This is a genomic window from Moorena producens 3L, assembly GCF_000211815.1.
GTDB classification, from domain to species: Bacteria; Cyanobacteriota; Cyanobacteriia; order Cyanobacteriales; family Coleofasciculaceae; genus Moorena; species Moorena producens.
This window is the reverse complement of the sequence record NZ_GL890927.1, coordinates 98,355-114,760: the sequence shown is the minus strand read 5'-3', so window position 1 is coordinate 114,760 and position 16,406 is coordinate 98,355. Positions and strand designations below refer to the sequence as shown.

Here is a 16,406-nt window from a genome sequence, read left to right as displayed (position 1 = left end):
AAAGTAACGGGAGTTTTAATGTTATGGTGAGGTGGCCATGGCGTTATTGGAACCTTGAAAGTAATCAAGCATTTCGTCAGCTATAACTATCACGAAAATGCTGGCAATAGTTTTCTATGCACCCCTATTAAGTATTAAGTTCAGGGTTTTTAACCCTTTTTCCTGATGCTTTCCACCGATCTGGTTTGTGACCGTAGATAGGCACGGAGTTTTCCTCAAGAGAGACTCACATCAGGGTTGATGATTTACCGTCAACCATAAACCGTCAACCATAAACCGTCAACCATAAACCGTCAACCATAAACCGTCAACCATAAACCGTACAACACAACCCGATCACTGAAACGGTATAAGTTAACAAAGATACAAGTTAACGATGCAAGTTATATGCTGAGCAGTTGCTGGAAACAGTTTGGTCAATCAGTTAGCTAAATATCGCTCAACGACGTTAACTAACTCTGATGTCCAGTGGTGAGCAAGTTGAGAATTGGCGGCTTCGACCATCACCCGGATCAGGGGTTCAGTACCAGAAGCACGAACCAGAATTCGACCTTGGTCTCCCATGGCTGCTTCCCCTTTTGCGATCGCATTCGTGATCGCTTCACACTCTTGCCATCCACGTCGGCGTTCTCGGTCTTCTACCCTGACATTACGCAGCAGTTGGGGGTAAGTCTGGAAACTTTGGTCTACTAACTCCCCTAAGGTCATCCCAGATTCACGGACCAAAGAAGCTAGATGTAAAGCAGTTAACATGCCATCCCCAGTCAAACCATAATGGTGACAGATGATATGTCCCGATTGCTCACCCCCTAGCATAGCTCCAGTTTGGAGCATTTTAGCTTGGACATGCTGATCTCCGACCGCTGTCCGTAGGAATTTACCCCCCAACTGCTTCCAGGCTCGTTCAAATCCTAAATTTGCCATTACCGTTGCTACCATTATGTCTTCTGGTAGCTTTTGGGCAGCACGTAAGGTTTGACCCCAAAAATAGAGGATGTAATCTCCATTGATCTCCCGACCCTGGGCATCTACTGCCATCAATCGGTCTGCATCACCATCAAAGGCAAACCCAAGATCTGCTTGGTATTCTTTTACCGCAGCTTTCAGGGGTTCGAGGTGAGTAGAGCCACAATTGACATTAATGCGATCGCCATCTGCCTGGTCATGCAAGCAGATCACTTGTGCCCCCAACTGCTCAAACACTTGTCCTGAGAGTCGCACTGCTGCCCCCCAAGCCAAATCCAGCACAATCTTCATGCCTTGTAAATTCGTCACTCCTTTCAGAGGACGGTGAAGTGCTGCTGCATAATCGGTGACCAACCCTGGGCGATAGTGATACTTCCCTTGGGTTTTACTCACTACAGCCTGACCAATAAAACCCCTCAATCCAGCTTCTATATGCTTTTGCAGCTCCTGAGATAGCTTAGTGCCTTTCCCGCTAAAAAACTTAATCCCATTGTCTTCTGGAGGATTATGACTAGCAGAAATCATCACACCCCCTATGGCACTTGTGGCACTGCACAGGTAGGCAACACCAGGAGTGGGACATAATCCCAGGTGCCACACCTCTAGACCTGCTGTAGTCAACCCCTTAGCTAAGGCTGTTGCCAACATATCACTAGAATTGCGTGAATCCTGCCCTAAAATCACCGGTCCTGGTACAGCTGAGTATTCCTGTAACACAAGACCAGCCCAGAAACCCACTTGTAAAGCCAAATCTTCACTGAGCAATGTTCCTGCTCGTCCCCGAATGCCATCGGTACCGAATAATGGGGTTGTGGGTAGAGTTAGGGGTTGCCAAGGTAACCTGACATTGGGGCAGTTCATTGGCTGATTCTTGGATGAGAACTCAGCACTATCCAATCCCTGGATACGGACAGGGGATGTAACCATAATTTCAATTTCCTCACATTACACACTCACTGTGGAGAATAACACTTTATTTTGCTTTGGTAGATATCCATCAATACATCCAACCTATGGTTGTGATCCCATACATGCTTGTGATCAGATTATGATCCAAGTACATTCAGATTATGATCCAAGTACATTTAGCCCTGTGAGCGCTTTGGCCAGAGTTTATCCAAGATTTACTCAAACATTGACTAACTAGATCCAAGTACATTTAGCCCTGTTAGGCTTCTGGCAAGACTTTATCAAAATTGACTAACTAGATCCAAATACACTTAGGTCCCAAGGGCCTTCAGGCAAAACTTTACCAAAATTTACGTTCCTCCCTTGGAACTTAGCAGCCACAACCTAGCCAGGATGCTAAATTAAACACCAGCATTCTCCAACAACTTTTCCATAGTTTCCAAAGTCAGTCCTTGCTGAAGATAACGAGGAGACTGTGGATTATAGGGAGCAGCCACTCGATCTATGCTAATGATCTTTGCCTGTGCTGGTAAGACCGCTACATCTGGGTCAAAGGATGTCGGACGCATTAAAGAACTGGAAAAACCTTTAAAAATAGCAATTTGATCCTGTTCACCAGCTATCTGTGCGGTAACTATCAATACCTCTTTTGGGCGTTTGATGGTGTATTGTTCTAGACGCCTACCAATGGAATCCATCATCTGTGAGTTTTCAGTTGTGAGTTTTTAGTTGTGGCGTTGCCTATTGGCAGGATATAATGATATATTTAGCTTTATCGTACTGGTGGTGACCATAAAATCTGATCTAGCGCTTTGCCTGTAGGTTAAGTAGAATTCCGAATCCGTTAATCAACCTTACTTTGCGGTGCGACCAGTGGCGAATTTAATTCTTAATGGGGAAAGCGCACCGGGGTAAGTATTCAGCTATCAGCCTATGGGCTACGCCCATGCTACACCGAACAGCTTATGCGCTATGGGCACCCTACGGGAAAAGCTTTTGAATAAAATAACCTGACGGCTGACCGCTGACCCCTGACTGCTGAATGCTTACCTCCTTTGAACCAAGACTCCCCCGGCATAAGCGCCGTGGGGAGTCTCAAAGAAGATGCTACTGCCCTACAAAATCCAAAGCCATAACCCATTTCATGGTTCAATAGCTGATCGTCCTTGTTTGCCGAGTCGAAACAGAACGAAATAGCTTAAGTAAAGGACATAGAAGAATAATCCCACCATTCCGATAAAGCCCAAAAATCCAGGGGTATAACCACCATGGAAATACTGTTTGAATAACAAAGGCGGCTCCCTCAACACCTGACAAAATCCAGATGTGATTGCTCCTGGGACAAAGGCACAACGTAGAAATGGAATACTAGCGATTGTCCCCAGAGTACAGTAAATAGTCATTGCCCAACGCCAAGATGTCAGTGTTAGCTTCAGGGGACTAGCGGGCCTATCATCAATCTCCTCATTCAAGTCAATCCAAAACCACAGGGAGATGGGGATCAGAATACGGGAGCTCAAAGCACACACATAAGCAATCGGCCAACCGACAATCAACAAGTAAACTGTAATCGCTAGGAGACTGGAAACACGCCAATAGATAATCAACAGGCGTACCATAGCATCTGCTTTCTGGAAAAATGCCCAAATTAGCAGCATCAAGGGGATAAATACTGTGAACAAAACTGCCAAACGGTAGTCCATCCAAACCAGTAATTGAATAATTTCATCTTGCATTGCTTGTTGCCGAAATGACCTTGATCTATGTTATTTCACCAATGGCCATACTGGAAATCTAGAAACAAAGCCAAGGAAAGCATCAGGCCAGTATAGCACTACGCATTCAGATGTTTGACATTCCTAAACTCCGAAACGTAAGTAATCGCTTACTTGCGGACTTGCGGACTTGCGGACTTGCGGACTTGCGCGTAGCGCTATAACGCCACCAAAAAGGGTAGCAGGAGCAAATCCTAATCGGGGATTTACTCCTGCTACCCTTATTCAGAGTATTTGGCAGAACAATCCTAGAGTCTAGTCTTCATATACCCGGCACTCAGCTGCGTCAGGATTATCATCACAGTACTCTTCAAGGGAGTTTTTGGGCTTGGCATTTTGCCGCTGATGGGAAGCCTCTGCTTGTAGTTCTTCTACGTTATCCCAAGCTACTGCACATTCTGCTGAAGACGCCCCCTCAGCATCACAAACGGCTCTAGCTTGTTCACGCTCTTGGTCTATTTCTCTTGTAATTCGCTCATCTGTCTTTCGCTTTATAACTTAATGATGTCTATTTATTTGCTGATAGGATTGGTAGTAGTAACCAACCGCGCTTAGCAAATACTTAACGATAGGAGGCTTAATAACTAGTAATTTACGTTGAAAAGACGACCTTAGTTGACTTAGGTTTTGTGCAACTCCTATCAGGGGTAAGGTTTGCCGGAGTTTGTCCCGCTTCCGGGAACGGCAATGTTGTAAAGGCTGGTTGGGCTAGCAGCACATGTTTCCCTCATCTTAACTACTAGGGACAGGGCTACGAACTGGCGGTCATTCGTAGGTGTCGTGGCCATTACAACGATCGGACTAGTGTCCATTACCTGCATCTTAGCTAGGAAATCCCGGATTAACCAGAAATTACCAGGGAATTAACTAAGAGCGCTACTTTGATTAGCTACTTTACTTAGCTACTTTAACTTCTTAGGTTAAAGCAAAAGACCTGCTTTAACACAAATTTGTTCTTTATTTTTTAAGATTTTCCCAATTTCCCCTTACCCCCTGGTAGCTTACACCACTTCTAGAACTCTTGACACGGAAAGAACGCGGGAGCGTGGTAGCCCCGTGATTTCAATCCGGGTCAGAAGTTACCGCCAGAATAGGGTTTGAAGTTACCGTAAGACAGTGGAGCCTTTATGGTCGGCAGGCTATGGGTAAAAGGGTTAAGGCTATTGTTATAAGGCTCCACTGTCTAAGGTTTCGTCTCTGGCCTTTATGGTTAGTCGGCTATGGGTAAAAGGGTTAAAACTTTGCCGATTTTGGCCAGAGACGAATCCTTAGGATAGGGTCGCCTTTATAGTTTGTAGGTCATGCAAAATAGGGTTAAGTCTCTTGTAATAAGGCGACCCTATCCTTACGGAGACTTCAAACCCTATTCTAAGGTTTCGTCTCCGGGAGGAAACGCGACGCGGCAGTTTTAACTGCCGTCATGAAAACTACAATGGTGAAGTGAGTAATGGTAAACGCCTACGTGATGAAGCAATTCTAGTACCTCAGAAATGCCGACCCTCTTTGATTGCATTGCGTTAATCCTCAGGTGCGCTTTCCGTTCTCCGTAGGAGACGCGGGGCGCGTTCGGCGAATTAAATTCGCTCAAGGTGCGACCCAAGGGCGAGTAAATCGCCCTTGGGTCGCACCTTCGGGTCGCACCTCTTGTGAACGGGTAAATAATTGCAGATCTTTGACGAAACCTTAGAATAAAGAAGCCTTTATGGTTAGTCGGCTATGCATAGAAGGGTTAAATCTTTGTTATTAAGGCTTCTTTATTCTTACGGTAACTNTAAGCAGAGCGTACCGCACTGGCAAGCGTGGTAGTACCTAGAAAGCATAACCAACAAAAAAAAGTAGCGGGAACCCAAGGCTTGGACCAAGTGGAACTCAGTAGGGGCGCATTGACTACGCCTGTAAGATTCGATTACGGATTCTTAACGAATCCCCGCGTCTAATGACCGGGGATTGTCAAATTCCCCCTTTAATCGACAGATATTGACATAGCTAACTTGGTAGTGTGGTTGGGGTGGAATTCACCTTGAGCCCTTATCCTTCTTGCCATGGCTGACTTGAGGAAGGACTTCGAGTTAGAGGAACTGGGAATTTAAGGGAGCCTGTCTGATTTACCCACTATATTACGAATTGTTACTCTTAAATTGCAGTAGAGCGGATGGCTAATATGGCAATAACTATTCATAGTTATGCAGATATAGACAGATTTTTTGAGGCGCTTTCCAATGGCCGGGAAACCCGGCCATTGGAAAGCGCGCCTTAAGAAAAACAGTTTATAACCCCGTTAACGCTAGCTTTTTGATAACTAGTAATTTAGATTAAGTTATATTAAGTTTAGTCTACCACAACCAATCCTCTTCTCAGTATCAGGTAAGGCTTAGTGGAAGTCTGTGGTAGTTCACCGTTATTATAAAACCTTAAGGAGTGGCCAATCCCCTCAATAGGCAATGGTATCGGGAGTGAATTAGGTAGAATAGATGGCTAAAGTGATCAAGTGGGCAAATGCTCTATCAACCCGTGCATCATTAGAAGCGGCAGTGGCCGAAGTGGCAGACTGCCTTGAGAAGTCTTTGCCTTCAAGAGCAGATTTGGGTCTGGTGTTCATCTCATCTGCCTATGCCAGTGAGTATCCTCGCCTCATCCCCCTGCTCCAGGAACGATTGTCTTTACCTGTGCTGATTGGTTGTGGTGGGAGTGGCATCATTGGGATGAACACCAATGGTCAGGCTGTGGAAGTTGAGGAAGGACCAGCCCTAAGCCTCAGCCTAGCCTGTTTGCCTGATGTTAGTGTCCATAGCTTTCATATCCCTGGAGACGCCTTGCCAGATTTGGATAGTCCTCCTGATGCTTGGGTGGACTTGATTGGCATTTCCCCCCAAGAGCAACCCCAGTTTATTTTATTCTCTGATCCCTTGTCATCTAAAATTAATGATTTGCTCCAAGGGTTGGATTATGCTTATCCAGGCTCAGCCAAGGTAGGAGGACAGGCTAGTGGTGGCTCTATGATGGTTAAGAATGGCTTGTTTTGCCTGAAAGACCAGACCCAACTGGCAAAGTCTCTCTACCATGAAGGAACTGTGGGGGTTGCTCTAAGCGGCAATGTTGTATTAGAAACCATTGTGGCTCAAGGCTGTCGTCCTATCGGTGAAACCTATCAGGTGGCTAAAGCAGACCAGAATATCCTGCTGGAATTGACAGCCCTCGATCAAGGCAAGATCACCAGCGGTGAGCCAGCATCCCATCCCCCATTAATGGTGTTGCGCGAGTTAATCCAAAGTATGGATGAGGCAGACCGTAAGCTGGCACAACATTCACTCTTTGTGGGAGTTGCCCGAGATGAGTTTAAACAACAGCTGGGTCAGGGAGACTTTCTGATCCGCAATCTGTTAGGTGTGGATCCGAGGATTGGTGCGATCGCTATTGCTGATCGGATTCGACCCGGTCAACGTATTCAGTTCCACCTCAGAGATGCTCAGACTTCAGAGGAAGACTTGGCACTCCTTCTTGAGGACTATCAAAAGCAAACTAACACCACTCAAGCTGCTGGTGCTTTGATGTTTTCCTGTCTGGGGCGAGGAGAAGGACTTTACGGTAAACCTAATTTTGATTCCCAACTATTCCACCGTTACATCAAGGATATTCAGCTGGCTGGCTTCTTCTGTAACGGGGAAATTGGTCCAGTAGGCAGTAGTACGTTTTTGCACGGCTTCACCTCAGTTTTTGGGATTTTCCGTGCTAAAGAGTAAGAATGAAGAATTAATTCTTAATTCTTAATTCTTCATTCTGGGGAATGAGTAACTACCTGACTACCGGCAGAGCATTAACTAGATTATTTTTCTATTATTGTTCTACTGCCTTTGACCCCCCAGCATCAAGCTGAGTTCGTAAGCGCACAGATTCAGCGTGAGATGGTAGACCTTCTGCTTCAGCAAGAGTCTCGATAGCACCAGCCACTTTATGGAGGGCTCGGTCTGAATACTGAATCAAACTGGAGTGCTTCATAAAGGTTTCCACACCTAGGGCAGAAGCATAACGAGCAGCACCTGAAGTTGGTAGGGTGTGATTGGGTCCAGCCAAGTAATCACCTACTGCTTCAGGGGTTGAGTTACCCAGGAAAATTGCCCCAGCGTGGTGGATATAGTCTAGTAAGTCCCAAGGTTGGGTAATTTCTAGTTCTAAGTGTTCTGGAGCAAACTGATCAGACAGTTGTGCTGCCGCTTCTAAAGAATCAACAACAACGATTAGACCATAGTGAGCGATCGCTTTTTCTGTCAACAGGCGTCGTGGATGGTCTTTTAGTTGCTGTTGCACTTGTCCCTGCACTTGTTTGGCTAATTGAGGATCAGTGGTCAGGAGAATCGCTGCTGCCATTGGGTCATGTTCTGCCTGAGCCAATAGATCGACAGCCACATGAACTGGATTAGCTTCCTCATCCGCAATAATTAATACCTCAGAAGGACCAGCCAGGGAGTCAATCCCTACAATACCGTAAACCAGTTTCTTGGCCAGGGTTACGTAAATGTTCCCCGGACCGCTAATCACATCCACGTTGGGAATGGTTTCGGTTCCAAAGGCTAAGGCGGCAATTGCTTGGGCACCACCTACCCGGTAAATCTCATGAATCCCGGCTTCCTGAGCAGCCACAAGCACAGCCGGATTAATGCTTTGATCAGGTCTTGGTGGGGTAACCATTACAATTTGGTCAACCTGAGCTACCTTGGCTGGGATGGCATTCATTAACACAGTACTGGGATAGGACGCCCTACCGCCAGGAACATATAGTCCAGCCTTATCTACAGGAGTGTAGCGCTTGCCTAAAACCACATCATCTTCACCAAATTGCACCCAGGATTTGGGAATTCGTTGTCGATGAAATGCCTCAATTTGTCCAGCAGCTAATTGAATCGCATCAAGTAATTCCTTGGAGACCTGTTGGTAAGCCGCATCTAGTTCCGAACCGCTGACTCGCAGTTGTTCTCGACTCAATCTCAGCTGATCAAATTCCTCAGTGTAGTGCAGGAGCGCTACGTCTCCTTTACGCTTCACTGCCTGTAAAACTTCCCTTACAGTTGCCTCTTTGTTCAGCATTTGGTCAGAAGCCGTGCGATCGCGGATACGCCGCAGTTCAGTTTGTGCCTCAGCCTGCTCAGTTATGATTCGCAGCATGGAGTCGGAGTGCCCATCACGCTAGTGTTGCTCGTCCTAGACCAGGTTTATACACTTCTCCTGATCAAAGGTGTCTATTTTTCCTGGACTTACTTTAAGAATATAGCTTAAAGACGATGATGCTTGGGTTACGCTATGGGTGTTGATACTAGTTTATTATGATATATGGTATGATGTTACTTCTGGTATCATACCACTTTCTATGGGAGGTAACTCCCAAACTAAATTAAGTTAAGTAAAGACTGCTGTGGCTAATAACAAGTCTGCCCTCAAACGCATAAAAATCGCCGAACGGAACCGAATTCGGAACAAAGCCTACAAATCAGCGGTGAAAACCCTGACGAAGAACTATTGTGCTGCCTTAGAAGAGTACGAACGCCAACCAAGTCCGGAAGCCTTGGAACAAGTCAAACGTCGAATGTCAGAAGCATACAGCAAAATTGACAAGGCTGTCAAGCGTAAGGTGCTCCATCGCAATAATGGCGCTCGGAAAAAAGCAAGTCTTGCCAAAAAGCTCAAAGCTATAGAGGCTCAACTTAACGCTACTGTGACCGAATCACCTGCTGTATGATGAGATTGCCTGACTCAGCTGACCTTAGCTAAGTGCTGCAATTAGTAATTCAGCAAAAACCGCTGTTAATTAAACTAAAAATAGATAAATAGATTAAAAACTGTATTGATGCAGTTGATTGATACCCACGTCCATATCAACTTCGATGTCTTTGAGTCGGAGTTAGAGCAATTAAGGCACCGATGGCTTGAAGCTGGTGTGGTTCGTCTAGTTCACTCTTGCGTAGAACCGTCTGAGTTTACAGGCATCCAAGCTCTAGCCGAGCGATTTCCCGAACTCTCCTTCGCGGTAGGCTTGCACCCCTTAGATACGGAAAAATGGACTTCCGAAACGGAAAATCAGATTTTGACCCTAGGGCGCTCTGATGCTAGGGTCGTAGCTATCGGAGAAACGGGTTTGGATTTCTATAAAGCAAAGAACCAACAATACCAAATAGAAGTGTTAAAAGCCCAACTAGGGATTGCCCACCAACTTGGCTTGCCAGTCATTATCCACTGCCGTGACGCTGCTGCTGCAATGAGGGGCATACTCCAAGAGTTTTGGGAAAGTACCGGGCCAATAAGAGGTGTGATGCACTGTTGGGGAGGTAATCCTCAACAGACACAGTGGTTTTTGGATTTGGGGTTTTACATTAGCTTCAGTGGCATTGTGACCTTTAAAAATGCCACTCAGGTAAAAGAATCAGCCACCATGGTACCTAGCGATCGCCTACTCATCGAAACGGATTGTCCGTTCCTGGCACCAGTACCCAAGCGAGGCAAACGAAATGAACCAGCCTATGTTCGCTATGTAGCCGAGTGCGTTGCCCGATTACGAGGGATATCTCTAGAAGAGTTGGCTGCTCAGACCACCCAAAATGCCTGTCAGCTTTTTGGTCTTAGCCTCTCAACAGCAACTGCTGCCCAAATAGGGATTGGGTAAATCTCAACCAGACCTGAAAGGGGAAAACCTGAAGGTGGGTTCTTGATAATCTCAACTCCCCTACTCTGCTATGGTTCAGTAGAAAGAGAATGATGGGTCGACTTCTAGGCTTGCTGTGAACACCTATGGTAACACCTAGAAGAGGAAATAACAGGAAATAATCCGACTCTTTGAATAGTACTTTTGGGAGAGGTTTACCGAAGTAGGGTTGACAAAAAAGAGAACAGATGCTACCAGGTTTATCCTGAATATGACTAACCAAAGGACAAGCCCTACAAAGGTTTTAGCCTCCAGCTAAGCACAAGCCATGTGTAGGACAGGGCATATCGACGGTGACAAGTGTAAAAACCACAACTAGCACCGGCAGCAAGTACTCCAAGTCCAGTATAGTCCAGTATAGTGTTTTGGTTGTTTTCCTGATCCATGCCTGAGTTTCTTTCAATCTAGTAATAGACATGGTTTAAATTCCCACGGATGGCTTTCGAGAAAAAGTGGAAGATAGAAGGCACTCTAAGCCATAGCTATGAACATCTAAAACCTAGATTAGGGTTACCTGAGGTCCGGTGGTGTTCAGCTTAAGAATTCCACGTTTACGTTATCTGTGGGACTGTCAATTCTAACAGTTGATCTAGTATCTATTTATCTAGTATCTATTAGCTCGAACCCAAGTTTTAAGGAACTGTTCAAGTACAAGTACTGCCTTGGGAAGGGAATCGAAATCGGCGCTGACTTAAAAAGAGTGAAGAACAGACCCCATGACTAATCAGACTTACACAACAGCCACCTATATGTTGCCAGACTTAGTTGAAATTCAGCGTGCTAGCTTTCGCTGGTTCTTGGAAGAGGGGCTAATTGAAGAACTCAATAGCTTCTCGCCGATTACCGACTACACTGGCAAAATGGAGCTGCACTTCTTGGGTGAAAACTACAGGCTGAAGTATCCTAAATATGATGTAGATGAAGCTAAGCGGCGAGACAGTACCTATGCCGTACAAATGTACGTTCATACTCGCCTGATTAATAAAGAAACCGGCGAGATCAAAGAACAAGAAGTATTCATCGGTGATTTGCCTCTGATGACAGACCGAGGCACATTTATCATTAACGGTGCTGAGCGAGTCATTGTTAACCAAATTGTTCGCTCTCCTGGGGTTTACTACAAGTCTGAAACTGATAAAAACGGACGTCGTACCTACTCAGCCTCCTTGATTCCCAACCGGGGGGCTTGGTTGAAGTTTGAAACCGATAAAAATAACTTAGTTTGGGTGCGAATCGACAAAACCCGTAAACTGTCTGCACAGGTGCTTTTAAAAGCCTTGGGGCTTGGTGATAGTGAAATTATTGATGCTATGCGCCACCCAGACTACTATCAAAAAACCCTTGACAAAGAAGGGAACCCCAGTGAAGAAGAAGCCCTGCTGGAGCTCTACCGCAAGCTGCGTCCTGGGGAACCTCCCACTGTTAGTGGTGGTCAGCAGTTATTGGAATCCCGTTTCTTTGACCAGAAGCGTTATGACCTAGGTCGGGTCGGTCGCTACAAAATCAATAAAAAACTACGGCTGAATATTCCTGACACGGTAAGGGTATTGACCCCCCAAGACATACTCGGGGCAATTGATTACCTAATCAACCTGGAATTTGACATTGGTAGCACAGATGATATTGACCACCTAGGAAATCGCCGAGTTCGCTCTGTTGGTGAACTACTGCAAAACCAAGTGCGGGTGGGACTAAATCGCCTAGAGCGGATTATTCGGGAACGGATGACCGTTTCAGAATCCGATACCCTTACCCCAGCCTCATTGGTAAACCCCAAACCCCTAGTAGCAGCGATTAAGGAATTTTTTGGGTCCTCTCAGCTTTCCCAGTTTATGGATCAGACCAATCCATTAGCTGAATTGACCCATAAACGGCGTCTGTCTGCCCTAGGTCCTGGGGGGTTAACTCGCGAACGGGCAGGTTTTGCAGTGCGGGATATTCATCCATCTCACTATGGCAGAATTTGCCCCATTGAAACTCCAGAAGGTCCCAACGCAGGTCTGATTGGCTCCTTGGCAACCCACGCTCGGGTGAATAATTATGGTTTTATTGAAACTCCTTCTTACCCAGTAGAAAATGGGCGAGTCCTAAAAGACCGACCGCCCTTGTACATGACTGCAGATGAAGAAGATGACCTGAGGGTAGCACCAGGAGATATTGCCTTAGATCAGGAAGGTTACATCCTGGGAGAGTCTGTACCAGTCCGATATCGACAAGAATTCACCACCACCACCCCTGACCAAGTGGACTATGTGGCGGTATCACCAGTGCAAATTATCTCTGTTGCCACCTCTCTAATTCCCTTCTTAGAACATGATGATGCCAACCGAGCTCTGATGGGCTCAAATATGCAGCGGCAAGCTGTGCCATTGCTTCGACCTGAGCGCCCCTTAGTGGGAACAGGATTGGAAGCCCAGGCGGCTCGGGACTCAGGTATGGTCGTGGTGGCTGCCAGTGATGGTGAGGTGGTGTATGTCGATGCCAACACAATTCGGTTACAGCCTTATCCAACCACCACAGATACGCCAGCCCTGCCAGGGGAAAAGGGCAATGAGAATGAGTTAGAATTTCCTAGCCCTGTTCAACCAAAAGAAACCCCAGCAATTATTGAATACTCCCTCCAAAAGTATCAGCGCTCTAACCAAGATACCTGCTTAAATCAACGACCCTTGGTGTATGTAGGAGATGAAGTTGTGGGGGGTCAGGTACTGGCAGATGGCTCGGCTACAGAAGGGGGTGAAATCGCCCTCGGACAAAATATTCTAGTCGCTTATATGCCTTGGGAAGGCTATAACTACGAAGATGCCATCCTGGTTAGTGAACGGCTAGTTTACGATGATGTCTACACAAGTATTCACGTTGAAAAGTATGAAATAGAAGCGCGACAGACTAAACTAGGTCCGGAAGAAATAACCCGAGAAATTCCCAATGTGGGGGAAGATGCCCTGCGTCAGTTAGATGAAACCGGGATCATTCGGATTGGAGCCTGGGTAGAAGCTGGGGATATCTTGGTGGGGAAAGTTACTCCCAAGGGGGAATCAGACCAGCCACCAGAAGAAAAACTGTTGCGAGCTATATTTGGGGAAAAAGCTAGGGATGTACGGGACAATTCTCTGCGAGTCCCCAATGGTGAAAAAGGGCGTGTGGTAGATGTGCGGGTATTTACCAGAGAGCAAGGGGATGAACTGCCACCGGGAGCCAACATGGTAGTGCGTGTATATGTGGCTCAGAAGCGTAAAATCCAGGTTGGTGACAAAATGGCAGGTCGTCACGGCAATAAGGGAATTATTTCCCGGATTTTGCCCATCGAAGATATGCCCTACCTGCCCGATGGTACACCTGTAGATATTGTACTAAACCCCCTGGGAGTACCCAGTCGCATGAATGTGGGTCAGGTATTTGAATGTCTATTAGGATGGGCTGGGGAACACCTGAATGTCAGATTTAAGCTTACTCCCTTCGACGAAATGTACGGTGCAGAAGCATCCCGCCTCACTGTCCATAACAAGCTTAAAGAAGCCAGTGAGCAACCTGATAAAGAGTGGGTATTTAATCCGGAGCATGCCGGAAAAATTACTGTCTACGATGGTCGCACCGGAGAAGCCTTTGACCAACCAGTCACAGTGGGGCAAGCCTATATGCTCAAGCTAGTCCACTTGGTAGATGATAAAATTCATGCTCGCTCCACCGGACCGTACTCCCTAGTCACCCAGCAACCCTTGGGGGGTAAAGCCCAACAAGGTGGTCAGCGGTTTGGGGAAATGGAAGTCTGGGCATTAGAAGCATTTGGAGCATCTTACACCCTCCAAGAATTGCTCACTGTTAAATCAGACGATATGCAAGGCCGCAACGAAGCTCTCAATGCGATTGTGAAAGGAAAAGCCATTCCCCGACCTGGTACTCCCGAATCCTTTAAGGTACTGATGCGAGAACTCCAATCCTTAGGACTCGACATAGCTGTTCACAAAGTCGAAACCACAGAAGACGGTAGTAGTAATGATATGGAAGTGGATTTAATGACCGATTCAGAACGCCATCGAACACCACGCTCACCAACCTATGAATCCCTAAACCAGGAAGAGTTGGTGGAAGAAGAGCAACCCTAAAAGGTTGCTCTATATGAGTGTCTGTGAATAGGGAAATGACAAAATTATGAGAAGCCAAATAGAACAGCGGTTTGACTACGTAAAAATTGGTATTGCCTCTCCTGAGAGAATTCGTCAATGGGGAGAAAGGACTCTTCCCAACGGTCAAATGGTCGGTGAAGTGACTAAGCCAGAAACCATTAACTATCGCACCCTCAAACCGGAGATGGATGGGCTGTTCTGTGAGCGGATCTTTGGTCCAGCTAAAGACTGGGAATGCCATTGTGGTAAGTACAAGCGGGTGCGCCACCGAGGTATTGTCTGTGAACGCTGTGGTGTAGAAGTGACCGAGTCCCGGGTAAGGCGTCACCGTATGGGATACATTAAACTAGCCGCACCCGTGGCTCACGTCTGGTATCTCAAAGGGATTCCTAGCTACCTCAGTATTTTGCTTGATATGCCCCTGCGGGATGTAGAACAGATTGTCTACTTCAACGCCTACGTAGTACTAAACCCAGGTAATGCGGAAAACCTCAGCTATAAACAGCTGCTCACCGAAGACCAATGGCTGGAAATTGAGGAGCAGCTCTATAGCGAAGACTCAGACCTATCTGGGGTAGACGTGGGGATTGGGGCTGAGGCTCTGCAACGACTCCTACAGGATTTGGATTTAGACGCGATCGCAGAAAAGCTGCGAGAAGAAATTGCGGCTTCTAAAGGTCAAAAGCGAGCTAAGCTCATCAAACGGTTGCGAGTGATTGACAACTTTATTGGCACCGGGGCTCAGCCAGATTGGATGGTGCTGAGTGTCATCCCTGTCATTCCCCCCGACCTGCGACCGATGGTGCAACTGGATGGGGGTCGCTTTGCTACCTCTGACTTGAATGACCTCTATCGACGAGTCATCAACCGCAACAATCGACTAGCCCGGTTGCAGGAAATTCTGGCACCGGAAATCATTGTCCGCAATGAAAAGCGGATGCTTCAGGAAGCTGTGGATGCCCTGATTGACAATGGCAGGCGAGGACGGACAGTCGTAGGGGCAAACAATCGACCCCTGAAGTCCCTCTCTGACATTATCGAAGGTAAACAGGGTCGCTTCCGGCAAAACCTGCTAGGAAAACGGGTGGATTACTCTGGAAGGTCAGTGATTGTAGTCGGTCCAAACCTGCATATCCACCAGTGTGGTTTGCCCAGAGAGATGGCGATTGAGCTGTTTCAACCTTTTGTGATTCACCGCCTGATTCGTCAGGGTTTGGTGAATAACATCAAAGCAGCTAAAAAATTGATTCAACGGGGAGATCCCACTGTGTGGGACGTACTCGAAGAAGTGATTGCAGGTCACCCGGTGATGCTAAACCGAGCCCCAACTCTACACCGACTAGGAATTCAAGCCTTTGAACCCATTTTGGTAGAAGGTCGTGCCATTCAACTGCACCCCTTAGTCTGTCCAGCCTTTAATGCGGACTTTGATGGCGACCAGATGGCAGTACATGTGCCCCTATCCCTAGAATCCCAATCAGAGGCTAGGTTGTTAATGCTGGCATCGAACAATATTCTGTCACCAGCAACAGGTCGCCCGATTATAGCACCAAGTCAAGATATGGTCTTGGGATGCTATTATCTAACCGCAAAAAATCCAAATGCCACCAAGGGAGCAGGTCGTTACTTTGCTAACCTCGAGGATGCAATCAAAGCCTACGAACAAAAGCAAGTACACCTCCATGCCTATATTTGGGTCCGCTATGACGGCATAGTTGACACAGACGAACAAGACACGGAGATGATTTCTGAAGAATCTTCACCCGATGGTATGGTGACCAAACTCTACAAAAACCGGCGAGTCAGGGAAACAGCCGATGGTGAACTTATTTCCCAGTACATCCGCACCACCGCAGGTCGGATCATCTACAACAAAACTATTCAAGAAGCCCTATGGGGCTAGGTAAAAGGTAAGCATTTAGAATTGAGAATGCGCGA

General features: G+C 46.7%; 11 protein-coding genes. 5 read left to right on the top strand and 6 right to left on the bottom strand.

All coding sequences use genetic code 11. The annotated features are described in order from the left end of the window. Positions 1 to 420: 420 nt before the first annotated feature. From glmM to LYNGBM3L_RS36635, 4 genes are all read right to left on the bottom strand, one after another. The gene (gene glmM, locus LYNGBM3L_RS16135; RefSeq protein WP_008185319.1) at positions 421 to 1,893 is read right to left on the bottom strand and encodes a phosphoglucosamine mutase; all 1,473 of its coding nucleotides are present in this window, start codon (positions 1,891 to 1,893) and stop codon (positions 421 to 423) included. A gap of 383 nt (positions 1,894 to 2,276) precedes the next feature. After that, the gene (locus LYNGBM3L_RS16130) at positions 2,277 to 2,576 is read right to left on the bottom strand and encodes a DUF7734 family protein (protein WP_063747936.1); all 300 of its coding nucleotides are present in this window, start codon (positions 2,574 to 2,576) and stop codon (positions 2,277 to 2,279) included. Positions 2,577 to 3,017: 441 nt separating this feature from the next. Next, the gene (locus LYNGBM3L_RS16125; protein ID WP_008185315.1) at positions 3,018 to 3,611 is read right to left on the bottom strand and encodes a DUF3177 family protein; all 594 of its coding nucleotides are present in this window, start codon (positions 3,609 to 3,611) and stop codon (positions 3,018 to 3,020) included. 294 nt (positions 3,612 to 3,905) lie between these two features. Beyond that, complete coding sequence (locus tag LYNGBM3L_RS36635) at positions 3,906 to 4,145, bottom strand: Calvin cycle protein CP12 (RefSeq protein WP_044493471.1); 240 nt, start codon at positions 4,143 to 4,145, stop codon at positions 3,906 to 3,908. A gap of 1,976 nt (positions 4,146 to 6,121) precedes the next feature. Here LYNGBM3L_RS36635 and LYNGBM3L_RS16115 point away from each other — a divergent pair. Further along, positions 6,122 to 7,390, top strand: a complete 1,269-nt coding sequence (locus LYNGBM3L_RS16115; protein ID WP_008185313.1) for an FIST signal transduction protein — start codon at positions 6,122 to 6,124, stop codon at positions 7,388 to 7,390. A gap of 94 nt (positions 7,391 to 7,484) precedes the next feature. Here the strand turns inward: LYNGBM3L_RS16115 and hisD are convergent, their stop codons facing one another. Further along, the gene (hisD, locus tag LYNGBM3L_RS16110; protein ID WP_008185310.1) at positions 7,485 to 8,810 is read right to left on the bottom strand and encodes a histidinol dehydrogenase; all 1,326 of its coding nucleotides are present in this window, start codon (positions 8,808 to 8,810) and stop codon (positions 7,485 to 7,487) included. A 247-nt stretch (positions 8,811 to 9,057) separates the two neighbouring features. Between hisD and rpsT the strand changes: the two genes are divergently transcribed. Next, positions 9,058 to 9,381, top strand: a complete 324-nt coding sequence (rpsT, locus tag LYNGBM3L_RS16105; RefSeq protein WP_008185308.1) for a 30S ribosomal protein S20 — start codon at positions 9,058 to 9,060, stop codon at positions 9,379 to 9,381. A gap of 108 nt (positions 9,382 to 9,489) precedes the next feature. Beyond that, a complete protein-coding gene (locus LYNGBM3L_RS16100) occupies positions 9,490 to 10,302 on the top strand; it encodes a TatD family hydrolase (RefSeq protein WP_008185306.1) in 813 nt (270 codons plus the stop codon). Positions 10,303 to 10,585: 283 nt separating this feature from the next. On the opposite strand, the gene LYNGBM3L_RS47495 is transcribed toward LYNGBM3L_RS16100, so the two are convergent. Next, positions 10,586 to 10,759, bottom strand: coding sequence for a hypothetical protein (locus LYNGBM3L_RS47495; protein ID WP_229414524.1), 174 nt, complete (start codon positions 10,757 to 10,759; stop codon positions 10,586 to 10,588). 298 nt (positions 10,760 to 11,057) lie between these two features. On the opposite strand from LYNGBM3L_RS47495, the gene rpoB reads away from it, so the two are divergent. Both rpoB and LYNGBM3L_RS16090 read left to right on the top strand, forming a co-directional pair. After that, on the top strand, positions 11,058 to 14,447 hold the full coding sequence (gene rpoB / locus LYNGBM3L_RS16095; protein WP_008185303.1) for a DNA-directed RNA polymerase subunit beta: 3,390 nt from the start codon (positions 11,058 to 11,060) through the stop codon (positions 14,445 to 14,447). A 46-nt stretch (positions 14,448 to 14,493) separates the two neighbouring features. Next, entirely contained in the window at positions 14,494 to 16,371 is a 1,878-nt protein-coding gene (locus tag LYNGBM3L_RS16090; protein ID WP_008185301.1) for a DNA-directed RNA polymerase subunit gamma, read from the top strand. Positions 16,372 to 16,406 lie beyond the last annotated feature (35 nt).